Here is a 24,442-nt window from a genome sequence, read left to right on the forward strand (position 1 = left end):
TTTTCCAAAAGTCTTGGATTTGCCGCCGCCATAGAAAAACGCGCCCCGGAAGGAGCGCGTTTCGGGTTGTCCTGACGGCGTGGCCTCAGACGCCGGCGTCGACAATCGCCTTGGCCAGCACCGGCACGGTTTGCGCATTAAGGCCCGCGATATTCAGGCGGCTGTCCCCAACCATGTAGATGCCGTTGTCCTGCCGCATCTTCTCGACCAAATCCGGCGTGGTGCCCAGAAGCGAGAACATGCCGCGGTGCTGGGCGATGAAGCCGAACCGGTCCGAGCCGGTCAGCCGCTGCAATTCATCCGCAAGGTTTTGGCGCAGGTCCAGCATGCCAAGGCGCACTTCTTCCAGCTCTGCCGCCCAATCGGCGCGCAAAGCCTCATCGTTCAGGATCATCGTCACCAGACGCGCGCCGTGATCCGGCGGGAAAGAGTAATTCTGGCGGTTCAGAAACGCCAGCGTGCCCTGGTTCAACCCTTGCGCCCCCGCGTCGTTGGACACCGCCATCAACAGGCCGGTGCGCTCGCGGTAGATGCCGAAGTTTTTGGAGCAGCTGGCCGCAATCAGCACCTCGGGGCAGCTGGAGGCGACCAGGCGCACACCCAGCGCATCCTCTTCCAGACCGTCGCCGAAGCCCTGATAGGCAATGTCGATCATCGGGATCAACCCGCGTTCGTTCAGTAGCGCGATGACCTCTTTCCACTGCACCTCATTAAGGTTGGCACCGGTCGGATTGTGGCAGCAGCCGTGCAGCAGCACCACGTCGCCTTTTTGCGCGCCTTTCAGGTCTTCCATCATGCCATCAAAGTTCACACCGCGGGTTTCGCGGTCGAAATAGCGGTAGGTGATGGTCTCAATGCCGACATAGTTCAGGATCGACACATGGTTCGGCCAGGTCGGATCCGACACAAACACCCGGGCCTTGGGGTTGGCCATCCTGATCAGCTCAAACGCCTGGCGCACTGCGCCGGTGCCGCCGGGGGTCGCGGCTGCCGCGATATTGCCACGCGCCACCGCATCGCCCAGAATCAGCTTGATCATCGCATCCGCATAGGCCGGATCGCCGGCCAGGCCGACGTAGGCCTTGCTGGTCTGTTCTTCCCACAGCTTGTGCTCAGCCGCCTTGATCGCGCGCATCACCGGGGTGACGCCCTCGGCGTTCTTGTAAACACCGACGCCAAGGTCGATCTTGTCCGCGCGCGGGTCGTCGCGGTACATTTGCATCAGCGCCAGGATCTTGTCAGCGGGCTGGGGTTTCAGGGTCTCGAACATCAGTTCTCTCCGGTAGCAACGGGAAGGGTCGGGAAGGCACCCCATTCCGACCACGACCCATCATAGACCGCATGATCGGTCTTGCCGATGCGCTCCAGTGCAAGGCTGAGGACGGCGGCGGTGACGCCCGACCCGCAGGTGGTAATCACAGGTTTGTTCAGATCGGCACCGGCCGCGGCAAACACGGCGCCCAGTCCATCAGCATCTTTCATGGTGCCATCCGCATTCAGCAAGCTGCCAAAGGGCACGTTTTTCGATCCGGGGATATGCCCTGCCCGCAGACCTTCGCGAGGTTCCGGCACATCGCCGCGGAACCGCTCGGCGGCGCGGGCGTCGATGATTTCATGGTCGCCCAGTTTGGCAGCAGACGACACCTGTGTGACATCACGGACCATGTGGTTTTGCACCCGCACGGTCATATGGCGGTCGCGGATCACCGGCGGCAAGTCTTCAACCGGGCGGCCTTCGGCCTGCCATTTCGGGAAGCCGCCGTCCAGCACGGCGATGTTGTGCTGGCCCATCAGCCGGAACAGCCACCAGACCCGGGCGGCGGATTTCAGCCCGGCAGTGTCATAGACCACAACCTGATGGCCGTCGCCCACACCCATCGCCCGCAGGCGGGACATGAACTTCTCAACCGGCGGCACCATATGCGGCAATTCCGAGCGGTGGTCCGAGATATCATCAATGTCAAAAAAGCGCGCGCCGGGGATATGGGCCGCATCATATTCAGCCTTGGGGTCGCGGTCTTCCTGCGGCAAATACCAGGATGCGTCCAGCACCCGCAGGTCCGGATCCTTCAGATGGGCGGCCAGCCAGTCGGTGGAAACCAGCGTCTTCGGATCATCCTGCATCAAAGCGTCTCCCTTTCTGCGCATGCGCCATGGGTACATCCGGCGGCGCAGCGGTGCAAGACCGCGCCGCCCTCTACCTGCGGTTACAAAAATCTTGCGGGGCTTTAACGGAGCGGTAATAACATGGACCCCAGTTTCAGCATATCACTGCAAAGGCCCATTGTATGTCCGGTTTCCCCAGTTTCCTTGCAGCATTTCTGATTGCAGCGGGCATGTGCTGCCCCGGTGCCTTGCGCGCGGAATGCGTGGATTTCGGCAAAACATGCATTGGCAGCAACGACTTGAAGGCAAAGGTCCGGATTGGAAACCACACGCCGGACTTGCAGGGGCTGATCCAGTTCACTGAGCTGACTGACCTTACACTGATGGCCGACCTGCGGTTCAAGGAGCCTGTCGATCTGTCCCCCCTCGCCGCGATGCCAAAGCTGGAAAGGCTGGCCTTGGTCAACATCACCGCGCCAGGCCTTGTGCCACTGACCCGGCTGCCGCGGCTGAAGCGGCTCAGCCTTGATTCTGTCCGCGCGCCGGATTTCACCCCGCTGGCCCGGATGACACAGCTTGAACACCTCTCGGTCTGGGGTGCCGGGGACGTCACCGATCTGTCCTTTGCCAGCAGCCTGACCCGGCTGCAAAGCCTGAATATCGCGGATTCCGGTATCTCCGACCTAAGCCCGCTGTCAGGCCTTACCGGGCTGGAGGTTTTTCTTGCCTTCAACACTCAGGTCTCTGACCTCAGCCCGCTGGCAGGCACCAACCTGCAGGTGGCCTGGATCTCCAATTGCCCGGTCCAAAGCGTGGCTGCACTGGCCGCCTCCGACCGGCTGGAGATGCTGCGCGCCGATGGAACTCAGCTGAAAAACCTGGAGGGGCTGGAGGGAAAACCTGCATTGCACACCCTGATCCTGTCAGACACGCAGGTGGCGGACCTGATCCCGATAAAAGGGGCAACCGGTCTGAAGGAGCTGGCCTTGGACGGAACCCGGATCAGCGACATCACACCGCTGAAAGGGCTGGATGCGCTGCACAAGCTGAACCTGACAGACACGGACGTCTCCAGCCTTGCGCCTCTGGCGGGCAAAAACCTGCGTGTGCTGTCGCTCACCAATACTGCCGTGTCCAGCCTTGCTGCGGTGCAGGACATGGAGACCCTTTGGGACTTCAGCATTTCCGGAACAGCCGTCACCGATCTCACCCCGCTTAAGAACCTTAAAGAGCTTTCGATTCTCCGGGCGATCGGTCTGCCCGTCGAGGCGCTGCAGCCGTTGCTGGAGGTTGAAAACCTGCGGATTGTCTTTGCCGGCCCTGACTTCGAGACGCACAGGCGCCTGCTTGGGAAAGAGAATATAGCCCAGTACATCGCAGCCACCCCCTAACAGGTACAGTTTCAGCGCGGTCTGCACTGGCGCTGATCTTCGGCAGCGGCGGCGGCACATCCCGCTGGGCCGCGGTCTCTGTCCGGGCTTGATCCAAAAGCGAACCTGCAGGGCAACGCATGTCTGACTTAACCAGTCAGACACCCAAAGCACCCCCAGAACCCCGGGACCAGCCCCGGCGGCACCGGCCGGCTGCAGGGGATTGTCAGGCAGAATAACACCAATGCCATGACACGCATCGGTATCCGCTTGCAGGCGCACAAACCCTGCTTCTTTCTGGTTGGAAATACCCTCGGGTGAATTGGCCGCCAGGCCAAGAGGGCAGCGCCCTCCCCTGATCAGCGTGCGTCCTTCAACAGCCGCTGCTTCTGGCGGGACCAGTCGCGCTTGGCCTCACTCGCCCGCTTGTCGTGGTTCTTCTTGCCCTTGGCGATGCCCAGCTTGATCTTGGCGCGGCCCTTGTGGTTGAAGTACAAAACCAGCGGCACCAGGGTCATCCCCTTGCGCTGGGTGGCGTTCCACAGATCCGACAGTTCTTTGCGCGATACCAGCAGCTTGCGGCGGCGGCGCTCTTCATGCTTGAACAGCTTGGCCTGCTCGTAAGGCGGGATATAGGCGTTCACCAGCCACAGCTCGCCGTTCTCCACCGCGGCATAGCTGTCGGCGATGTTGGAACCGCCCCCGCGCAGCGCCTTGACCTCGGACCCCTCCAGCATGATGCCGCATTCGATATCATCTTCGATCGCGTAATCGTACCGCGCCCGCCGGCTTTCGGCGATCACTTTGTAATTCGGGTCGGATGTCTGCTTCTTATTGGCCATGGGAGGCAGATGTAAGGCGGCGCGGCGGCGGGCGCAAGGCGCGCATCACGCCTTGCGGCTGCGCAGCAGCGTGAAAACACCGCTGCCGACAATCACCGCACTGCCGATCAGGGTCAGCATATCGGGCCGTTCGCCAAAAACCAGCACCCCCAGCACCATGGCAAAGATCAGCCTGGTATAGCGGAACGGCGCAATCACCGAGATTTCGCCCGCCCGCATCGCCCCGGACAAAGCGTTATAGGCAATGACGCCGATCACCGTGGCTGCCGTGATTTTCAGCGAATTGCCCAGGCTTGGCCAGACCGCCCCGCCCGTCCAGCCCAGCGCGGCCACACCGGCAACCACCAGCATGGCAAAACCAAGGAACCCCAGCTGGTTGTTGCTCATATCTTTAGGCGCCGCGCGAGTGGCCAGATCACGGCCCGCAAACCCTAGCGTGCCGGCAACCGCAAACAGCGAGGCAGGTTCAAACCCGCTTAGCCCCGGCCGCAGGATCAGCAGCACCCCGGCAAACCCCAGCCCGATCGCCAGCCAGCGCCGCCAGCCCACCGTCTCGCCAAAGAACACCACAGCACCTGCAGCCACAACCAAAGGCGTTGCCTGCAGGATGGCCGAGGCCGAGGACAAAGGCGTCAGCGCAATCGCCAGCGTGTAGCACAGGCGTCCTGCGACCTCTGCCACAGACCGCAGCAGCATCGGGCGCGTGCCGAAACCCGGGTGCCAGGGGGCGTGACCCTGCGCACGCGCCATCGCGGCAAAGATCACCATGCCGCCCAACCCGAACAGGATCAGAATCTGTCCCACAGGAATGTCGCGGGCCGCGGATTTGATGAACATATCCTCCAGCGCAAAAGTGGCCATGGCCAGCACCATCAACAGGCTTCCGCGCAGCGTGTCCATTCCGGTGCCCTTTCAAATCCAGAAAACTCAATGGCTTGGGCAAGTGGTAGGCCCGCCGCAGACAATGCACAAGTGAAGGATTTCAGTCCCGCTGCGTCAGACCTGCCTGCCGGTAATGGTGCATGTTGAGAAAAGCCGCGCCGGTCCCGGCGCTGCGGTAGCCATGCGGCTGGTCGGCGGCAAAGCGCAAGCCCTGCCCGGCCTCCAGCGGCACCCATTCGCCGCCCCGCAGCACCTCCATTGACCCGTGCAGCACAAACACTTCCTCGGTCACACCGGTGTCATGCGGCTGGGACTGGTGGCTTTGCCCTGGCCGCAGCGTGACCTTAAAGGTCTCGGCCCCCAGCAGCGGATCGAAGGGAAAAACGATTTTCACACCGATGCTGCCGGGAAACTGCACGGTTTCATAAACACCCGCCGCCTCTCCCACGGGTCGCGTCGCTTCGCCGATCAACGCGGTCAGCGGCAGGTGAAACCCTTTGGCGATCTTCCACAGGGTGGCAATCGTCGGGCTGGATTCGCCGCGCTCGATCTGCCCCAGCATTGCCTTGCTGACCCCTGTGATCTCCGCCGCTTTGGACAGGCTAAGCCCCGCCTGCGTACGGATGTTGCGCAGGTTCAGGGTGATGGTTTCATCGCTCATAAGATCCGCCGCTCAAAAAACACTTGTGCGTTATAGCGCACGATGTGTAGTGTGCGCTATAACGCACAACACCCCTAGCCGATCCGGCGCCAGAGGAAAAGCCGCATGCTCAAGGATCTGAAACTCTCGCATCTTGTCTCCGGCGCGGTGGCTGTGCTGGTGGGCTATACCGGTTCGGTTGCGATCATCTTTCAGGCGATTGAGGCCGTCGGCGCCACCCCGTCCCAGGCGGGCAGCTGGATGCTGGTGCTGGGGCTGGGCATGGGGATCACCTGCCTGATCCTGTCGCTGATCTACCGGATGCCGATCCTGACAGCCTGGTCCACCCCCGGCGCGGCGCTGCTGGCGGTCAGCCTGAACGGCGTGCCGCTGGCCGAGGCGGTCGGCGCTTTCCTGTTATGCGCCGTGCTCTTGACCCTTACCGGCGTCACTGGCTGGTTTGCCGCCCTCTCCCGCCTTATCCCGGACAGCCTGGCCAGCGCTATGCTGGCGGGCCTTCTGTTCCAGTTCGGCCTCTCGGCTTTCACGTCGCTGCAAAGTGACACCGCGCTGGTGACGGTGATGGGTCTCACCTTCCTTGCGGGCCGCAAACTGTTTCCGCGCTACACAATCCCAGCGGTGCTGGCGGCAGGTGTGGCCTGGTGCTCAGGCACCGGAGCTTTTGGCAGCTTGGAGGCGCTGGACCTCACCCTGGCCCGCCCCGAATTCATAATGCCGGCTTTTTCGCTGCCTGTGCTGATCGGTATCGGCCTGCCCTTGTACATCGTCACCATGTCCTCGCAGAACATGCCTGGTGTGGTCGCGCTGAAGGCCTGCGGATACGCACCCCCTGTCTCCGCTAGCCTAACCGTCACCGGGCTGGCCTCGCTGATCCTTGCGCCCTTCGGCGGCTTTGCCTTCAACCTCGCCGCCATCACAGCTGCGATCTGCGCAGGGCCGGAGGCGGATGAGAACCCGGACACCCGCTATCTGGCCGGTGTCATGACGGGTCTCGTCTACATTCTGGTGGGTCTGGGCGGCGCCACCGTGATCAGCCTGTTTCTGATCGCACCCAAGGCGTTGGTGGCCACCGTCGCGGGCCTTGCGCTGCTGTCAACTATCGGCAACAGCCTGTCTGCCGCGCTGTTAGATGCCAAGGGCCGGGAGGCGGCACTGATCACCTTTATGACCACGGTGTCCGGTGTCAGCTTCTTTGGAATCGGTGCGCCGTTCTGGGCGCTGGTGCTGGGACTGGCGGTGAATCACTGGCTGAAAAGCCCCGAACCAGCGCCCGCCCGCGCCTGAGAAACAACCCGAGAGACATTTCACCGCTGAAATCCGGCGCCAACTGCGCCAAAATTACCGAACAGCCCCCCGGCAGGTTGCCTTTATTGCGCAAATCGTGTCCCTGAGGGCAAAGACTAAGGGAAATAGCCTGATGCCAATGTACCGATCCAGAACCTCCACCCATGGCCGCAACATGGCGGGCGCGCGCGGATTGTGGCGCGCCACCGGCATGAAAGACGATGATTTTGGCAAACCGATCATCGCCATCGTCAACTCTTTTACCCAGTTCGTGCCCGGCCACGTCCATTTGAAGGACCTGGGCCAGATGGTCGCCCGTGAGGTTGAGGCGGCCGGCGGCGTCGCCAAGGAATTCAACACCATCGCGGTGGATGACGGTATCGCCATGGGCCATGACGGCATGCTGTATTCACTGCCGTCGCGCGAAGTGATTGCCGACAGCGTCGAATACATGGTCAACGCCCATTGCGCCGATGCCATGGTCTGCATCTCCAACTGCGACAAGATCACACCGGGCATGCTGATGGCCGCGATGCGGCTGAACATCCCGGCGATCTTTGTCTCCGGCGGCCCGATGGAAGCAGGCAAGATCGACATTGCCGATCTGGACATGAAGAAGATCGACCTGGTCGATGCGATGGTCGCCGCAGCGAATGACAAGTTCACCGATGAGCAGGTCCAGCACATCGAAGAGAACGCCTGCCCCACCTGCGGGTCGTGCTCGGGCATGTTCACTGCCAACTCGATGAATTGCCTGGCCGAGGCCCTGGGCCTGGCGCTGCCCGGCAACGGCTCGACCCTGGCGACCCATGCGGACCGCAAGCACCTGTTCCTGGAGGCCGGCCGCAAGATCGTCGATATTACCAAGCGTCACTATGTCGGCGAGGAAAAGGGCCTGCTGCCGCGCGAGATTGCCACGTTCAAGGCGTTTGAGAACGCGATGAGCCTGGACATTGCCATGGGCGGCTCCACCAACACGGTGCTGCACCTGCTGGCCATCGCCAATGAGGGCGAAGTCGACTTCAACATGTCCCACATGGACCAGCTGAGCCGCAAGGTACCCTGCCTGTGCAAGGTGGCGCCGAACACAGCCAATGTGCATATGGAAGACGTGCACCGGGCCGGCGGTATCTTCTCGATCCTGGGTGAATTGTCCCGTGCAGGCCTGTTGCATAATGATTGCAGCACCGTGCACTCCTCGACCATGGGCGAGGCGATTGCCAAGTGGGACGTCAAGGTTGCCAATAACCCCGAAGCCGAAGAGCTGTTCAAGGCAGCCCCCGGCGGCGTGCGCACAACGCAAGCCTTCAGCCAGTCGAACCGCTATAAAGAGCTGGACGTGGACCGCGCAGGCGGCGTGATCCGCTCGCAAGAGCACGCCTTCAGCCAGGACGGTGGCCTTGCGGTGCTGTTCGGCAATATCGCGCTGGACGGCTGCATCGTGAAAACCGCCGGCGTCGATGCCAGCAACCTCACCTTCAACGGCTCGGCCTATGTCTGCGAAAGCCAGGATGCGGCGGTGAACGACATCCTGACCGGCAAGGTCAAAGAAGGCGACGTGGTTGTGATCCGCTATGAGGGTCCGCGCGGCGGTCCCGGCATGCAGGAAATGCTCTACCCGACCTCCTATTTGAAGTCGAAAGGCCTGGGCAAGAAATGCGCGCTGCTGACCGACGGGCGCTTCTCCGGCGGCACCTCGGGCCTGTCGATCGGCCATGTCTCGCCCGAGGCCGCCGAAGGCGGCACCATCGGCCTAGTGCGCCAGGGCGACACCATCGAGATCGACATCCCCAACCGCTCGATCCACCTGGCAGTCTCCGACGAAGAGCTGGCGGCACGCCGCGAGGAACAGGACGCCAAAGGCTGGAAACCCGCCGAGCCGCGCAAGCGCAAGGTTTCCAAGGCGTTGAAGGCCTATGCGCTGCTGGCCACCTCCGCCGCCAAGGGCGCCGTCCGCGCGCTGCCCGACGAGGATTGAAGCCCTTCAGTCACGAAACATTCAACACCCGCCGCAAAAAACGCGGCGGGTTTTCTTTTGGCGCCTGTCCCTGAACCGCCTCTCAGCATCATTCCTGTTTCAGCAAAAAACTCCCGCCCCCGCTACGCCCCGCTAGCTAACGCCAGCGCGCCAAGCGGCGTTGGGCCAAGCGCCGCGCTAGCGCACGGCGTGCCTCCCGCGGTGAGTATTTGGAACCAGAAAGAAGCTGTGCGGGCTTTTCTGGAGCGCCGCCGCGCCGCGCCAGCGGCGCCCGGCCCAAGGCTTGCCGCTGCATCTTTGATGCTGCGGCTCAGGCGCGGGAGCCCCCTTTTCCTCCCTGCCGCCTCACTCCCCCAGCTTGGCGTGTACTTCGTCCAGGTCGATTTCGCCCACCGGCATCTTGTTGCCCGGGTTCTCGAAATCGTATTTGAACAGCTCGAAATCGCGTTTGTAGATCTCGTAGACCAGATGCATCGACAGGTCGTCGAAGTAGTCCTCAACGGCGTGCGCGCGCTTGGGGCCGTGGCCTTCGCTTTCGTTGAACCGAGGGATCGACGCCAAATCTACCGCATGCGGCGTTTCGATCGCATCAAGCACCCCTTGCATGCCGGCGTTGAAATCTTCGGTCCAGAAGATCCGGTTGTAGCGCCCGCCGTTCAGGATGAAGGTGGACACATGCCCCGACATCGCCGACCAGTGTATGTCCGGGTCCATCGGGCGGCGCCAGCGGATGGTGTCGCGCACGAACAGCAGAAACCGGCGGAAGCTGGCGATCTGGTCGAATTCCTGCTTGCCGTCGTCGCCGCCGACCTCGATGCCGTATTCATAGGCCAGCTTGGGCACCAGATTGCCGCGGTAGCGCCGCCCGTTGCGCTGGATGCCGCAGATCTTGTCAAAGAACGAGCTGAGCACGCGGGTGTAAGGATTGCGAACACAGGTAAAGGCGTAAGACCGATGCCCCTGTACATTGCGGGTGATCGGACCCTGGCTGTGTTCCAGCGCCCATTTGTGCAGGCCCTGCTTGGCGTCATGGATATCGCCCTCGAAGAACTGCCCATGATCGGAGTAATGCAGGATCTGCCCGATCGTCGAGCAGGCGCATTTCGGCACCACCCGGTAGACCACACTTTCACTTTCCGTCATCCAAGTGCCGGGAAACCCCATCCGCTGCCCTCTTGATTATTCTTGCCTTGTCCCCAGCAGTATTCGCATATGTTTACCGAAACGGGAACTATCTGGTTTATTCGTGCCTTAAGCCCGCTTATCAAGGGAAACAATCAGGCAAAACAAGGCAATCCGTCCACGCCATGGCAAAAATCGCATATATTCTGCTCTGCCATAAAGACCCCGAGGCGATCATCCAGCAGGCTGAGCGGCTGACCGCGGCTGGTGATTACATGGCGATTCACTTTGACGGACGGGCGGCGCCGGAAGACTACCAGTTGATCCGGGCTGAACTGGCAGACAATCCAAATGTGACCTTTGCCAAAAAGCGGATCAAATGCGGCTGGGGGGAATGGTCGCTGGTTGAGGCGACGCTGCACGCGCTGCGCAGCGCGGTTGATGAATTCCCGCGTGCCACCCATTTCTACATGCTGTCGGGCGATTGCATGGCGGTGAAAACTGCGGAGTATGCCCACCGGTTCCTTGATCAGCATGACAAGGATTTCATCGAAAGCTTCGATTTCTTCGAAAGCGACTGGATCAAGACCGGCATGAAGGAAGACCGGCTGATCTACCGGCACATTTTTAACGAGCGCAAGCACAAGCAGCTGTTCTACTGGAGCCACGGCCTGCAGAAACGCCTGGGGCTGCAGCGCGAGGTGCCGGCCGATATCCAGGTGCAGATCGGCAGCCAGTGGTGGTGCCTGCGCCGCCGCACGGTGGAGTGGATTCTGGATTTCACCCGCAGGCGCCGCGATGTGATGCGGTTCTTCCGCACCACCTGGATCCCGGATGAAACCTTCTTTCAGACCCTGGTGCGCCACCTGATCCCGGAAGGCGAGATCGAGACCCGGACCCTCACCTTCCTGATGTTCACCGATTACGGGATGCCGGTGAATTTCCACAATGACCATTACGACCTGCTGCTGAGCCAGGACTTTTTGTTCGCCCGCAAGATCAGCCCCGAAGCGACAGAATTGAAATCGCGGCTTGGGCGGCTTTATGCGGCGCAAGGCATCGACTTTCAAATCTCGAACGAGGGGCGCAGCCTGTATACATTCCTGGTCCAGCGGGGCCGGATCGGGCGCCGGTTTGCACCGCGGTTCTGGGAGACCGAAAGCTCGCTGGGGCGTGAACGCGAGCTGCTGATCGTGATCTGCAAGAAATGGCACGTGGCCAAGCGGCTGCTGGAACAGATCCGCCAAGTGACAAATATCCCGGCCATCGAATACCTGTTCAACGAAGAAGACACCCCGTTGCCCGACCTCGGCGGCATCCAGGCGGCGCTGTTGAAGCGCACCCGGCACCGCCGCGCGCTGATGCGGATGCTGTTCGAATACTACGAATCCGATCAGCTGATCATCTGCCTGGATCCCGGCGCCATCGACCTGATGAACGATTTCGATTCCGACCGCTCCTCGACCCGTTTCCTGCAGATCGAATGCGAGTTCAGCAACGACTATCTGACCGGCCACGCGCACCGGGTCGGACTGGCGGGTGAGCGCACACCGCAATTGACGCTGGAGCGCCTGCTGCCGACTATCCGCAACGACATCCTGCATGAAAACGACCGCATCCGCGATGCCGGGTTCAGCCAGCTGTTTCATATGCGGGAAAGCAGCAGCCCGGAGGAAAACGCCGGGCAGCTGCGCGGTTTCCTGGGTCTGACCGAGGAGAAAGCCATGCAGATTGCAGGAACCCATTACCTGTTCGCAGATTGATCCGGCCGCCGCGTGTGCGGCAGCGCGCATTGACAAGACCGGGATTGCGGCTTTGCCTTAGGCCGGCGGCCGGATTTGCCCGGACCACCCGGACCTGGGCCATGAAGACCGAAAGGAATGAACGATGGCAGACCAGCCGGACCGCAAAGCCGTCTTTCTGACCGGCAGCCTGATGCGGCATGTCACCCGCATGTCGCTGACCGCCAGCATCGGGCTGATGGCGATGTTTGCGGTTGATTTCGTCGACATGGCCTTTATCGCGATGCTGGGAAACGACTCTCTGGCCGCTGCGGTGGGCTATGCCGGAACGCTGCTGTTTTTCACCAATTCGATCAATATCGGACTGTCGATCGCTGCAGGTTCGCTGGTAGCGCGGGAGCTGGGGGCGGGGCGGCCGGATCAGGCGCAGCACTACGCCACCAGCGTGGCCGCCATCGGGGTGCTGGCCGGGCTTTTGATGCCGGTTCTGGTGCTGGCGTTTCTGGAACAGATCCTGGCGCTGCTCGGCGCCGAGGGCGAGGTGCTGCGGCTGGCCATGCGCTATGTCTGGATCATTCTGCCGACGATGTGGGTAATGGCGCTGGCGATGACCGGCATGGCGGTGCTGCGCGCCCATGGCGATGCGCGCCGGTCGATGATGGCGACGCTGTATGGCGGCGGCTTGAACGCGGTGCTGGACCCGCTGCTGATCTTTGGTTTGGGACTGGGGCTGGACGGGGCAGCCATTGCCTCGGTGCTGGCGCGGGCCTGTATGCTGGGGGCCGCCTTCTGGCCCGCCATCAGGGTGCATCAGGGCTTCATGCGGCCCTCGCTGCGGCAGATCGGCGGCGACCTGCGGACGATCCGGGCCATTGCGGTGCCTGCGGTGCTGACCAATGTCGCAACCCCGCTCGGCAATGCTATTGTTCTGCGTGAAATCGCCCAGTTCGGAACTGAAGCGGTCGCCGGGATGGCGGTGATCGGGCGCCTGATGCCGGTGGCATTTTCGGTGATCTTTGCGCTGTCCGGCGCCATCGGCCCGATCATCGGCCAGAACTTTGGCGCCGGGCAGTTTGCCCGCGTGCGCCAGGCGTTTCTGGCCGGCATCGCCTTTACCGCGGTCTACGTGCTGCTGATGGCGGCGGTGCTGTTTGCCCTGCGGGTGCCGATTGCGGATCTGTTCTCGGCCACCGGTGAAACCCGCGCGCTGATCTACCTATTCTGCGGGCCGCTGGCGCTGGCGTATTTTTTCAACGGGGTGCTGTTTGTCGAAAACGCCAGCTTCAACAATCTGGGCCGCCCGGTCTATTCCACCTGGATCAACTGGGGCCGCCACACCCTGGGCACCTGGCCGCTGGCGGTGCTGGGCGGCACCCTGGGTGGCGCACCGGGGGTTCTGCTGGGCCAGGCAGCCGGCGGGGTGATCTTTGCCTGCCTGGGCGGGCTGCTGGTGCGCCGGGTGCTGCTGCGGCTGACCCGGCCTGCCGCGGTCGATGCCTTTGCCCCGCAGAACCGGCTGCACGCCCTGCTGGGGCGCCGCGGCTGGTAATCCGGCACCAGCCCTACATCACGGCGGAACCTGCCAGATGTTCGGCGATCCAGTCGAACACCAGGCTGGGCCCCCGCAGGCGGCTGGAATAGTCGCGCGACATCACATAGCCGGCATCGCTGACCACCACATCCGGCACCACCCTGACCAGCGACCCGTTCTGCAGCAACCGGTCGATCAGCCCCAGCCAGCCCAGGGCGATGCCATCCCCCGACACTGCGGATTGCACCACCATGTCGTAGTTGTTGAAACTGATGTAGTTCTTCGACCGCTCCCCCGCGATACCCAAGCGGTCGAACCAGCCCTGCCAGGTCTGCCACTCCGCCGAGGCCGGTTTCGACAGGCTGAGCAGCTGTAAGTCCAGCAAGCTTGCTGCTGAAGACACCGGGCCATGCCGTTCCAGATAGGCCGGGCTGCACACCGCCCCAACCCGTTCTTGCAGCAGCATCACATCGCCGTCACCCATACTGCTGCGCGGGCCGACGTGGATCTTGATATCGCAATCCTCGCCATAGTCGTCCGGCGCTACCTGCGAGGCGAGGATCTGGATTTCGATCTCATCCCCCAGTTCGGCGCGCAGATGCGACAGCCGTGGCAACAGCCAGAAACTGGCAAAGGCAAAATCCGCCGAAATCCGCACCCTGGGGCGGGACTTCCGCTCCAGCAGCGACGCCACCGAGTTCCCCATCTGCGCCATCGCCGGGCGGACCACATTCAACAGCCGCACACCCTCGTTGGTCAGCGACACACCGCGGTGCTCGCGCCGGAACAAAGCAATACCCAATTCCGTCTCAAGCCCCTTGATTTTCTGCGAGACCGCCGATTGTGTCAGCCCCAGCGCCTCGGCTGCGCCGGTGAAATTACCATGCCGGGCCACCAGGTCGAAACTATGCAGCGCGACCAGGTTATAGCTCAGCTTCCTATTAATGCTGCTAATGTCATTCATAAATTATTGCCTACTGCAAAAGGCAGAATTTTTGTACCAGAAAATGCCCTGTGTAAGGTCTGCTAAGCCGTAGCCCCGGGCGGCATCAACGGGCAGATCAACAGAAACAGGGAATTTTCATGTCAATCAAACCTCCTTTAACGGATCTGCCGATCGGCACATCCGACAGCGGATTTTACCGGGGCTTCAGCCAGATCGTCACCATTTCGTCAAAACTGATGATCGGCGGGCTGGTGGTCTGGGCCATTGCCTTTCCCGAACAATCCGGCGCCGTGCTGAATTCGGTCAACGGTTTCATCCTCGCTTCCTTCGGCGCCTGGTACGTCTGGACCGTGGCACTGTTCGTGCTGTGCTGCATCGCGCTGGCCATTTGGCCAACGGCGGGCAAACTGAAACTGGGGCAGCCGGACGACAGACCCGAATTCTCCAATTTCTCGTGGTTCTCGATGATGTTCGGGGCCGGCATCGGGGTCGGCATGCTGACCTGGGCGGTGGCCGAGCCGATCTACCACTGGAACAATAACCCCGAAGTGATCCAAGGCCTGACCAATGGCGGTGCTGCGGACAATATCCGCATGGCTTACAAATGGTCCTTCCTGCATTGGGGGCTGGGTGCCTGGGCCTGCTATGCAATTGCCGGGCTGGCGCTGGGGTTCTTCAGCTACCGCCGCGGGCTGCCGCTGACCATGCGCTCGTCGCTGACACCGCTGTTCGGCGCCCGGCTGTCCGGGTCCATCGGCCATGTGGTGGATATCGTCGCCGTGGTCGCCACCATCCTTGGCGTGGCGCAGACCCTGGGTTTCGGGGTGGAACAGTTCGTCTCCGGCCTCACCCGTATTGGCATTGACGGGCTGACCAACGAGGCCGGCACCGCCAATACCGCCGGTGTGATTGTTGCAATCCTGGTGATTATGGCGGCCTCCACTGCCTCGGCCCTGTCGGGTGTCGGCAAGGGGATCAAGTGGCTGTCGAACATCAACATGGTGCTGAGCATCGCCTTGCTCAGCTTTTTTCTGCTGTTTGGTTCCACCTTCTTTGGCTTGCAGGCGCTGGTTGTCGGCCTGTGGGACTACCTGATTGCACTGCCGGATATGATGTTCCGCGTTTGGACCGGCGACGGCAGCCCGGACAGCGTAGCCACAAAGCTGGAAGGCTGGCAGGGCGCCTGGTCGGTGTTTTACTGGGCCTGGTGGATTGCCTTTGCGCCCTTTGTCGGCCTGTTCCTGGCCCGCATCTCCAAGGGCCGCACCATCCGCGAATTTGTGCTGGGCGCCATGATCGTGCCGTCGCTGATGTGCTTTGTCTGGTTCACCTGGGCCGGCGGCACGGCAATTGATCTGGAACTGAACGGCGGCGCAAGCGGGCAGATCTCCTCGGCACCTGATGGCGACAAGATCTTTGCCATGGTACAATACATGCTGTCGCCCTGGGTCGGCTGGGCGATGTCGGTGATGATCGTGATCCTGCTGATGACCTATCTGGTGACCACGGCGGACAGCGCGGTGCTGATCGTCAACACCATCAACGCCGCCGGCGACGAAGGCCCCAAGGCCCGCCCGCATATCATCTTCTGGGGTGTGGCGCTTGGCGCGGTGGTGACGGCGCTGCTGCTGGTCGGCGGATTGAAGGCGATCCAGACCGCTATGGTGATCGGCGCCCTGCCCTTCTCGGTGGTGATGGTGCTGCAATGCGCAGCCCTGATCAAGGCGATCTACAACGACGGCCGCCGCGAACAGGCAGGGATCGCCACCACAATCATCCAGGAGCCGGCGGAATAAAGCCCCCGGCGGATGGCTGCTGGCGGGCGGGGCAGCCATTCACACCCTTTCCAATGCTGCCCGCATCTTTTCCGGCGCTGAACACAGCAACAAAGGAAGCAAAATGACCCAATACTACAACAGGGAAACCCTCCACCCCGCAGTGCGCATGCATGCGGAGGAAACAGCCCAAGGCAAACTGGACCGCCGCGAGTTCCTGTCCCGCGCAACCGCGCTGGGTGTAACCGCATCCGCGGCCTATGGCATGATCGGCCTCAGTCAGCCGGTGCAGGCGGCGGTCAATGTCCAAGAGGGCGGCACCATCCGCATCCAGCAGGTGGTACGGGCGCTGCTTGATCCGCCGCTGTTCAACTGGCCGCAACTTGGCAACTTGGTACGCGGCTATCTGGAATACCTGGTGCAGTACAACGCAGACGGCACCTTTGAGCCGCGCCTCCTGGAAAGCTGGGAGGTCAACGAGGATGCCACCGAATACCTGCTGCACATCCGCCCCGGCGTGAACTGGAACGACGGCCGCGGCACCCTGACCGCCAAGGACGTGGCCTATAACTTTGCCCGCTGGTGCGATGGCAAATGGGAAGGCAACTCAATGGCGGCCCGCATGGGTTCCTTGCAGAACGAGGCCGGCGACGGCCCCGCCGAGGGCGCGCTGGAGGTGGTCGACGATCTGACGCTGAAGGTGAAGCTCACCCGCCCCGACATCACAATCATCCCGGCAGTGACCGAATACCCCGCGGCCATTGTGCCGGACGGCTGGTCGGGCGATCCGGGCGCCGACCCGGTCGGCACCGGCCCCTACAAACTGGTGGAATACGAGGTCGGCGTCAAAGTGGCACTGGAAAAGAACACCGGCCACGAATGGTGGGGCGAAGGCGCCCATCTGGACCGGATCGAGTTTGTTGATTTCGGCACCGACGGCTCCACGCATCTGTCAGCCGCCGAGGCCGAAGAAATCGACATGGTCTATGAAACCGTGGGGGAATACGTCGATATCTTCACCTCCATCGGCTGGAACGTGAGCGAGTCGATCTCGGCCAACACGCTGGTGCTGCGCACCAACCGCGACGCCGAGGTCGATGGCGCGCAGCCCTATGCCGATGCCCGCGTCCGCCGCGCCCTGGCGCTGGCCTGCGACAACGCGGTGCTGCTGGAACTTGGCTATGACGGCCGCGGGACCCTGGCGGAAAACCACCACGTCTGCCCGATCCACCCGGAATACGCCGATATCGGCGCCCCGGTGCGCGACCCGCAAGCCGCGCGCGCGCTGATGGAGGAGGCCGGGATGCTCGATTTCGAGCATGAGCTGTACTCAATCGACGACGACTGGCGGCGCAATACCACCGATGCGCTGGCAGCACAGATGCGCGACGCAGGCCTCAAGGTCAAACGCACGGTTCTGCCCGGCAACACCTTCTGGAACGACTGGGACAAATACCCGTTCAGCTCCACCGACTGGGGCCATCGTCCGCTGGGGGTGCAGGTGCTGACACTGGCCTATAAAACCGGGGTGGCCTGGAATGAAACCGGACTTGCCAGCGCCGAGTTCGATACCATGCTGGAGGCTGCCTCGGCCATTGCCGACGCCGATGTCCGCCGCGGCCACATGGAAAAGATCGAGCAGTTCATGCGCGACGACGGCACCGTGATCCAGCCCTACTGGCGCTCGCTCTACCGCCACGCCCGCCCCGGAGTTATCGGCGCCGAGAGCCATCCGATCAACGAAATCCATGTGCACAAGCTGGCACTGGAAGCCTGATCAGGCCTCGAAAACAAGGGCGCGCACCAGATCCGGCGCGCGCCCGTTTTCATCAGATATCGACCTCAACCCGGCCAATCGGGTTGGAGCAGCAGGCCAGGATGAAACCGGCCTCCACGTCTTCCTCTGAAATGCCGCCGTTGTGGACCATATGCACCTCGCCTGCGGTTTTCTTGACCTTGCAGGTGCCGCAGATTCCGAAGGTGCAGCCCGACGGAATGTTGAGACCCGAGGCCTTGGCCACCGCCAGCACCGTATCGGTCTCGGTGCAGGTTGCCATAACACCGGAAGCCGCAAAGCTGATCTCGGCGGCAGCAGTTTCCTCCGGCACCACATCGTCGATCACGGGCACATCAGCGGCTGTTTCAACCGGCGCGCCAAAGCTCTCCTGGTTGTAGTTCTCCATGTCAAAGCCCAGGCCGTTGAGCATGTCGCGCACCGCCTGCATGAAGGGTTCCGGCCCGCAGCAATAGACCTCGCGCTCCAGGTAATCCTGCGCGATAAGGCCCAGCATGATCTGGTTCAGCTGGCCGCGGTAGCCGGTCCAGACCTGATAAGGGTCGTCCTCTTCCACCACCAGGTTCAGCTTCAGCCCCGGCAGCCGCGACGCCATGCTTTCCAGCTGCTGGCGGGCGATGATCTCGCTGGGGCGTTTGGCGCAGTTGATAAAGCAGATGTCGGGCGACTGGCCGCGGTCGAACAGATACTGGGTCATCGACAGGCTGGGCGTGATGCCCGAGCCTGCGGAGATGAACAGAAACTTGCCATTCGGGCGCTTTGGCAGGGTGAACACCCCCGCCGGGCCGGAGGCGCGCAGGACCCTGCCGGGGCGCAGATGGTCCAGCATCCAGCGGGTGCCGATGCTGTCGCCCTGGGCCTTGACCGTGACCGAGATCGACAAGGGCCGCGAGGGCGACGAGCTGATGGTATAGGTGCGCCAGACTGTCCCTTCCGGCACCGGCAGCTCCAGCGTCAGGAACTGGCCCGGCTGGTATTTGAACCACGCGCCCGACGGCGCGCGGAAGCTGAAGGTGGCGGTGTTCGGCGCTTCCGGAACAACCGAGACGCATTCCAGCATCTCGTCGTCCTTCCACGCCAGGGTTTCGTCCAGAGTCTCAAAATTGGCCTGCAATCCCATGATCTTACTCCGCCGCAATCAGATGGCGGCCGGTCAGCGCACGGGTCAGGTGTTCAGCATACCAGTTGGAGAACTGGATGACGCCGCTTTCCTGCACCTCGGAATAGGGACCGGGTTCATAGGCGGGGGAGTTGATGCCTTGCTGGTTGTCTTCGACCACAATGCGATCCTCGTCATTGGTCGCCATCCAGACCTCGGTCAGGCGCTTGATGTCGTAATCCTGGCCCTCGACCGCATCTTTGTGCACCAGCCATTTGGTGGTGACTTCGGTTTCGGTCGGGCTGATCGGAGTGACCCGGAACACGAGGGAATGATCCGGCAGGAAGTGGTTCCAGGTGGTCGGATAGTGGAACTTCAGCAGCGTGCCGGCATCCGCAAAGGGCACCCGGCCCAGCGGCTTGGCCACTGCCGCTTTGCCGTCCATGGTGTAGCTTTCCGCGCCCTCATTCAGCGGCATCCGCGCCAGCCGGTGCTGGCCGCGCGCATCCATGCTGAACTGCGCCGGGCAGCCTGCCGCTTCAATCCGGTCAAAGTGCTTTTGCAGATGCGGCGGGGTCTCGCCGCCCTCAACCCCAGTGACCGAAGGGTCCTCGGGGAAGGTCCGGCACAACGACGGGTGGTTGCCGCCGCAGTGGTAGCACTCGCGGTTGTTCTCCCAGACCAACTTCCAGTTGCCGTTCTCGATGATCGAGCTTTCAAAGGCCACCTTGGCATTGCCCAGATCATGCGGCTCCAGGTAGGGGCGGGCGACGTCGGCGAAGGCATCGAAGTCCGGCGCCTCATCCGCCAGGCAGATGTAGATCAGCCCGGCCAGGTCGCGGCAATGCACCGGCTTCAGCCCGTGTTTGGAGGCATCGAAATCCGGCCCCATGTCACGCGCCCACAGCAGTTTGCCGTCCAGCTCGTAGGTCCACTGGTGGTAAGGGCAGACCAGCTTGGGCGAATTGCCCTTTTTCGCCTTGCACACAACCGAACCGCGGTGGCGGCAGGCGTTGTGGAAAGCACGCACTTCGCCATCAGTGCCACGCACGATGATGACGTTATACGACCCCACCTGATGGGTCACATAATTGCCCGTTTTCGGCACTTCGCAGGCGGGAATGGCAAACAGCCACTCGCGGTAGAAGATCTGCCGCATGTCCAGATCCAAAACACCCGGATCGGTGTAGAACACCTGTTCCAGAGAATGGTTTTTCTGCCGCGCCATCAGCTTGGCCAGAATTTCGCTGTCGTGAAGCATCTGCTTCTCTCCTCTGCCGCATCCCCGCGGCGTGTTGGCTTGGGTGCAGGCATAGGCAAAGGGATTGCGGACACGCGCCGCAACCGCCCCGCCGCCGTCCGCGGTTGACGTTTTCATGGCAAGGCTGGTTTCCGGACTGTCCCGGGGCCGCTTTGGCGGCGGGGCCTGGCACCTTCCCGAAGCCTTTGGCTTCAGTGGTTGTTTGCCATGCCTTGCCCGGGGTCACCGTTGCGGGGGCAGTGCCGGAGTTTCACCAGCTTCCCAATTCTCCGCCCCGAAGGACGGCACCTTGCTATCTGCGGTATTGCCTGAAAAATTTCCCGCCATCGGAAACAAAACCGACCCGGCGAAACCGGAATAAGACATGCAGGTTTGCCGCGCCGGGCGGGACAGGGATGTCCAGAAACTCAAACCGGCATCCGCCGGCCCGTTTGCGGCAAGCGCTTATCTTTCATGCGGTTACCCGCGGCTGATCCCACCGAATCGATTCGCACGCAGTGAATCTTGCGTCAGCCCCTTGGAACGCGGCATGCGGTTAATTATATTCCGTATAATTAACCGCATGCACAGGAGAACCCGATGACCACCGGCCACGTCTTCATCGCCACCAGCCTCGACGGCTTTGTGGCCCGCCAGGACCATTCGCTGGATTGGCTGCACAAACAGCCTGTTGCCGAAGATGACGATGGCGGCTTTGCCGCCTTCATGGACAGCGTCGACGGGCTGGTCATGGGAACCGGATCGTTGCGCACCCTGCTCGGGTTCGGCCAATGGCCCTACAGCAAACCTGTTGTGGTCCTCAGCAGCAGCCTGACCGAACAGGACATTCCCGAGGAGCTGAAGGACAAGGTGCGCCTCAGCACCGCCGCGCCCGCAGACCTTATGCAGGAGCTGCAAGAAGAGGGCTGGACCCGCGCCTATATCGACGGCGGACGGATGGTGCAGTCCTTCCTGCGCCAGGGGCTTATCGCCGATCTGACCATCACAACGGTCCCGATTCTGATCGGCAGCGGCATTCCGCTGTTCGGCAGCCTGGACCGGGACATCGACCTCCAGGTGGCAAGCTCCCGCATCCTGCCCACCGGCATGGTCCAGACCACGTTCCGGGTAGCCTGACCAATGCCCCCGCGCATGGGCCGCCCGCCCAGGGGCAGCCGGACCCTCAGCAAGGATGATGTGCTGAAAACGGCCCTGCAGCTGCTCGATGAGGGCGGCAGCAAGGCCCTCACCTTCAAAGCACTGGCAAAGGCGCTTGGCGTCACCCCGATGGCCGTTGCCCATCACGCCGGAACCAAGGACGAGATGATTGCATCCCTCGTCGCCATTGCGTTTGCAGGTTCAGACACCCCGTCAGAAGCGGCAACGCCCAAACTGCGGCTGCGCGACCTGATGACACGCTATTGCGCCCAGGTGACCAAGCATCCGGAGCTTGCAAAGTGCATCCTGGAAAACCCGGCCCTGATCGGCCCCTCCCTGACCGGGCTGACCCGGCTGATCGAGGCGGAAATCACCGCCGCAGACGTATCTGGCGCAGAGGCCCGCACCATTCTCTGCCTGCTGGTGGATTACACACACGGTTTCGCCTTTGCTGCCGCCGCGGCACCACGCGGGGCGCTTTCGGCTGGCGATTTCACCCCGGCGCTGGATTGGGTGCTCGACCGTATCGAATAAAAAAAAGCGGGCCCGTTCAGGCCCGCGCATCCGTTTGCAAGTTTCAGAGCCGCCCGGTCCGCGGCCCCTCTCGTCACTTCGACTTCCAGCTGTCCAGCCAGCGCCGGAACCGCCCCCTGCGCTCGGCAAGCGCATCGCCGGCGGCATACAGGCTGTCTTCGACATTCTCGACCATCGGATCGATCCGCGCCCGGCGGAAGCGGCGCCAGCGCACATAGACGGCCCAGAACACCGCCGCCAGAAGCACCAGAACAATGATCGTGAACCAGTTGGTTGGCTTGTCCTCCGGTCCCGCAACCGGGTTGATCGTCACCGCGTTGGGAAAGACCGACAGGAATTCATTGCGCCAGCCGTAGTGCATCACCGCCACCCATTCCGGGTTCGCCTTGGTTGAGATGCTGTCATTGGCATCCGTATACAGATTGGCCGTATCGAACTTGAAATAGGGCGGCCAATTCCAGCCGGTATCCTCATTCCGGTACACGATATTGCGGCCATTGGGGCGCACCGCCTGGATGAACTGCACATCGCGGTTGATCAGCTCCGCCGACTGGTCATCCGGCTGCGACCAGAAAACCCTCGTCCAGTCGTTCAGCTCCTGCCGCTCCTCATAGGTATTGACGATCCGCACCACATCGTACTGCGGCAGCGTATAATGCAGAAAGGCCCCGAACAGCACCCAGATGGTGATCAGGAAAGCCCATTTGATGAAACGCATCTGCTGCACCTCACATGAAGTTAATGACATAGACCAGAAACGCCAGCGCCCCCAGCGGAATGATATAGACCAGCAGGATCAGCTTGCGCCGGAACGAGCGGTCGTATTGTTTCAGCCCCCGCTGGATGAAGGCGGAGCGGTCGCCGGTCAACCCCTTCTCTTTCCAGCGGCGTTTCAGTTTCGCCCGCCGCACCTCACGCGAATAAAGCGACACCGTGCCATAGGCCACGGTCAGCACCACCAGCAGGATCAGGATCAGGCGAAAAAAACCGAACATTCAGCGGTCCCTTACCCGGCTGACCGCGCCCCAGGGGCCGACCCGATCGACCATCCCCTTGCGCTGCACCCGCGGCAGCTTGGGCAGACGGCCCTGCATATCCGGCTCATGCCCGAACAGCGCGGCGCGCGCGCCGGCCTTGTCCACCGCATACTCCCGCGCCAGGAACTCAGCCGCATAGGCCTTTTTCGTCTCCGGCCAGCCCCGGTACTGGCGGTAGAATTCTTCCTTGTGGCAGATAAACATCTGGCGGAAGTCATGCGGGCACAGCTCCGCCAGCAGCATATTCACCAAGTCCCGCTGGGCAGTGTCCGACGCCCGCAAGGAATAGAAATAGGCCGGATGGTCCGAGCGGATCTTCGGCCATTTGCCGCCCCCCTCGGCCCAGCGCACCAGCGCCGCCAGCCCCTCGAACTCCGCCGGCAGCTCATCCGCATGCCGCGCCGCCATCCGCCGCAGGTCACCGCGCGACAGGCCAGTGAGGTCCCGGCCCTTCCCGGTCAGCACGCTCACCGCCAGGAACCCCATTTTCTGCCGCAGGATCGCCGCGCCATCGACGCCGCGCGACCGGATCACCGGCTCTGCCAGCCCGTTCAGTTCCAGAAACTTGGCAATCCCATTGCGCTCGCTCAGATCAAACACGCGGGCCAGCGGCACGTCCTCGGGCTTTGCTCCGCTGGCAATCACCGCCGGGTGCTCAACGTCCTGAAACACATAAAGCCCGCCGAAATGCGCAGTCCAGAAGTTCGACTGCTCAAAGACCTCATGCTCCAGATGCACCGGATTGCGGGTCACATCGCCGGTCTTTGCAGATGTCTGGATCATCTCCCCGATCAGCGCGTCATCGAACCAGGCATCCTCATGCGTTTTGAACCGCTCCACCAGCTCCGCCAGATGGTCCGCATGGCGCAGGGTACCCTTGGTGGTATCCGCCTCGATCCGCACCTGCCGGATGTCGAACAACTTGGCCGCAGAGGGCACCTCAAACACTGAATTCACCAGCTCGCCTGCCACCGCATCCGTCGCCGTCAGCGCAAACAACTGGCGTTCATTGACCTCGATGAACCGCCGCAAGATGTCCCGGCTGGTCGAGAATTTCACGTGCAGCAGCGGGCAGCGTTTCTGCTCGGTCGACAGCAGAATGAACTGCCGGTTCACGCCTGCATGGTTCAGATAGTGATCATCCCCCAGCTCATCCCCGATTTCTGGTGAGTAGCCCGAGATATCGACGTGGAAATCGGTGAGCTGCGTGGCCTTGCCGGTCAGATGCTTCAGCGCGCGATTGTACCGCTCCACCAGCGCGGGCGAGGCCACATGGAAGAGATTGCCGAACATCAGGCCATGCTGGATGAGGCGTTTCATGTATTGCTCCTATCCGTATT

At 62.2% G+C, this 24,442-nt stretch carries 21 protein-coding genes and 1 riboswitch; of the genes, 9 read left to right on the plus strand and 12 right to left on the minus strand.

Annotated elements, in window-relative coordinates:
• Positions 1–85: 85 nt before the first annotated feature.
• Positions 86–1,270 (minus strand): amino acid aminotransferase, encoded by a 1,185-nt coding sequence (locus tag ETW24_RS16785; protein ID WP_129372115.1) that lies wholly within the window; start codon positions 1,268–1,270, stop codon positions 86–88.
• Positions 1,270–2,124, minus strand: coding sequence for a 3-mercaptopyruvate sulfurtransferase (gene sseA, locus ETW24_RS16790; protein WP_129372116.1), 855 nt, complete (start codon positions 2,122–2,124; stop codon positions 1,270–1,272). Before sseA ends, ETW24_RS16785 begins: the two co-directional genes overlap by 1 nt.
• A gap of 164 nt (positions 2,125–2,288) precedes the next feature.
• On the opposite strand from sseA, the gene ETW24_RS16795 reads away from it, so the two are divergent.
• Positions 2,289–3,497, plus strand: a complete 1,209-nt coding sequence (locus ETW24_RS16795; RefSeq protein ID WP_237456014.1) for a leucine-rich repeat domain-containing protein — start codon at positions 2,289–2,291, stop codon at positions 3,495–3,497.
• 338 nt (positions 3,498–3,835) lie between these two features.
• On the opposite strand, the gene smpB is transcribed toward ETW24_RS16795, so the two are convergent.
• From smpB to ETW24_RS16810, 3 genes are all read right to left on the minus strand, one after another.
• Positions 3,836–4,318, minus strand: a complete 483-nt coding sequence (smpB, locus tag ETW24_RS16800) for an SsrA-binding protein SmpB (protein ID WP_129372117.1) — start codon at positions 4,316–4,318, stop codon at positions 3,836–3,838.
• Between the two features lie 45 nt (positions 4,319–4,363).
• Positions 4,364–5,218, minus strand: coding sequence for a DMT family transporter (locus ETW24_RS16805; RefSeq protein WP_129372118.1), 855 nt, complete (start codon positions 5,216–5,218; stop codon positions 4,364–4,366).
• 82 nt (positions 5,219–5,300) lie between these two features.
• The gene (locus ETW24_RS16810) at positions 5,301–5,861 is read right to left on the minus strand and encodes a helix-turn-helix domain-containing protein (RefSeq protein WP_129372119.1); all 561 of its coding nucleotides are present in this window, start codon (positions 5,859–5,861) and stop codon (positions 5,301–5,303) included.
• A 105-nt stretch (positions 5,862–5,966) separates the two neighbouring features.
• On the opposite strand from ETW24_RS16810, the gene ETW24_RS16815 reads away from it, so the two are divergent.
• Together ETW24_RS16815 and ilvD are read left to right on the plus strand one after the other, a co-directional pair.
• Entirely contained in the window at positions 5,967–7,145 is a 1,179-nt protein-coding gene (locus ETW24_RS16815; RefSeq protein WP_129372120.1) for a benzoate/H(+) symporter BenE family transporter, read from the plus strand.
• A gap of 133 nt (positions 7,146–7,278) precedes the next feature.
• Positions 7,279–9,123: a dihydroxy-acid dehydratase gene (ilvD, locus tag ETW24_RS16820; RefSeq protein ID WP_129372121.1), complete on the plus strand. Its 1,845-nt coding sequence runs from the start codon at positions 7,279–7,281 to the stop codon at positions 9,121–9,123.
• Between the two features lie 345 nt (positions 9,124–9,468).
• Here ilvD and ETW24_RS16825 read toward each other — a convergent pair whose 3' ends face one another.
• On the minus strand, positions 9,469–10,287 hold the full coding sequence (locus tag ETW24_RS16825) for a sulfotransferase family protein (protein WP_129372122.1): 819 nt from the start codon (positions 10,285–10,287) through the stop codon (positions 9,469–9,471).
• Between the two features lie 143 nt (positions 10,288–10,430).
• On the opposite strand from ETW24_RS16825, the gene ETW24_RS16830 reads away from it, so the two are divergent.
• Together ETW24_RS16830 and ETW24_RS16835 are read left to right on the plus strand one after the other, a co-directional pair.
• Complete coding sequence (locus ETW24_RS16830) at positions 10,431–12,008, plus strand: DUF5928 domain-containing protein (RefSeq protein ID WP_129372123.1); 1,578 nt, start codon at positions 10,431–10,433, stop codon at positions 12,006–12,008.
• A gap of 124 nt (positions 12,009–12,132) precedes the next feature.
• A complete protein-coding gene (locus tag ETW24_RS16835; RefSeq protein ID WP_237456017.1) occupies positions 12,133–13,536 on the plus strand; it encodes an MATE family efflux transporter in 1,404 nt (467 codons plus the stop codon).
• A 13-nt stretch (positions 13,537–13,549) separates the two neighbouring features.
• On the opposite strand, the gene ETW24_RS16840 is transcribed toward ETW24_RS16835, so the two are convergent.
• Positions 13,550–14,482, minus strand: a complete 933-nt coding sequence (locus tag ETW24_RS16840; protein WP_129372124.1) for a LysR family transcriptional regulator — start codon at positions 14,480–14,482, stop codon at positions 13,550–13,552.
• A gap of 119 nt (positions 14,483–14,601) precedes the next feature.
• On the opposite strand from ETW24_RS16840, the gene ETW24_RS16845 reads away from it, so the two are divergent.
• Positions 14,602–16,260 (plus strand): BCCT family transporter, encoded by a 1,659-nt coding sequence (locus tag ETW24_RS16845; RefSeq protein WP_129372125.1) that lies wholly within the window; start codon positions 14,602–14,604, stop codon positions 16,258–16,260.
• 103 nt (positions 16,261–16,363) lie between these two features.
• Positions 16,364–18,016 carry an ABC transporter substrate-binding protein gene (locus ETW24_RS16850; RefSeq protein ID WP_129372126.1) on the plus strand — a complete coding sequence of 551 codons (1,653 nt, stop codon included), beginning with the start codon at positions 16,364–16,366 and terminating at the stop codon, positions 18,014–18,016.
• Positions 18,017–18,068: 52 nt separating this feature from the next.
• Here the strand turns inward: ETW24_RS16850 and ETW24_RS16855 are convergent, their stop codons facing one another.
• Complete coding sequence (locus tag ETW24_RS16855; RefSeq protein ID WP_129372127.1) at positions 18,069–19,154, minus strand: hybrid-cluster NAD(P)-dependent oxidoreductase; 1,086 nt, start codon at positions 19,152–19,154, stop codon at positions 18,069–18,071.
• Between the two features lie 4 nt (positions 19,155–19,158).
• On the minus strand, positions 19,159–20,394 hold the full coding sequence (locus ETW24_RS16860) for an aromatic ring-hydroxylating oxygenase subunit alpha (RefSeq protein ID WP_129372969.1): 1,236 nt from the start codon (positions 20,392–20,394) through the stop codon (positions 19,159–19,161).
• A 105-nt stretch (positions 20,395–20,499) separates the two neighbouring features.
• Positions 20,500–20,701, minus strand: a riboswitch (cobalamin riboswitch).
• A gap of 272 nt (positions 20,702–20,973) precedes the next feature.
• On the opposite strand from ETW24_RS16860, the gene ETW24_RS16865 reads away from it, so the two are divergent.
• Positions 20,974–21,510 (plus strand): dihydrofolate reductase family protein, encoded by a 537-nt coding sequence (locus ETW24_RS16865; protein ID WP_129372128.1) that lies wholly within the window; start codon positions 20,974–20,976, stop codon positions 21,508–21,510.
• A gap of 3 nt (positions 21,511–21,513) precedes the next feature.
• Complete coding sequence (locus ETW24_RS16870) at positions 21,514–22,065, plus strand: TetR/AcrR family transcriptional regulator (protein WP_129372129.1); 552 nt, start codon at positions 21,514–21,516, stop codon at positions 22,063–22,065.
• A gap of 73 nt (positions 22,066–22,138) precedes the next feature.
• Here ETW24_RS16870 and ETW24_RS16875 read toward each other — a convergent pair whose 3' ends face one another.
• Genes ETW24_RS16875 through ETW24_RS16885 form a run of 3 tightly spaced genes read right to left on the minus strand, consistent with a single transcriptional unit; the run spans position 22,139 to position 24,422 of the window.
• A complete protein-coding gene (locus ETW24_RS16875) occupies positions 22,139–22,783 on the minus strand; it encodes a DUF1523 family protein (protein ID WP_129372130.1) in 645 nt (214 codons plus the stop codon).
• A gap of 10 nt (positions 22,784–22,793) precedes the next feature.
• Positions 22,794–23,060 (minus strand): hypothetical protein, encoded by a 267-nt coding sequence (locus ETW24_RS16880; RefSeq protein ID WP_129372131.1) that lies wholly within the window; start codon positions 23,058–23,060, stop codon positions 22,794–22,796.
• Positions 23,061–24,422, minus strand: a complete 1,362-nt coding sequence (locus ETW24_RS16885; protein ID WP_129372132.1) for a DUF6638 family protein — start codon at positions 24,420–24,422, stop codon at positions 23,061–23,063.
• Between the last annotated feature and the right edge of the window lie 20 nt (positions 24,423–24,442).

Origin of the sequence: Leisingera sp. NJS204 (assembly GCF_004123675.1) — a bacterium.
In the GTDB taxonomy this organism is placed as follows: domain Bacteria; phylum Pseudomonadota; class Alphaproteobacteria; order Rhodobacterales; family Rhodobacteraceae; genus Leisingera.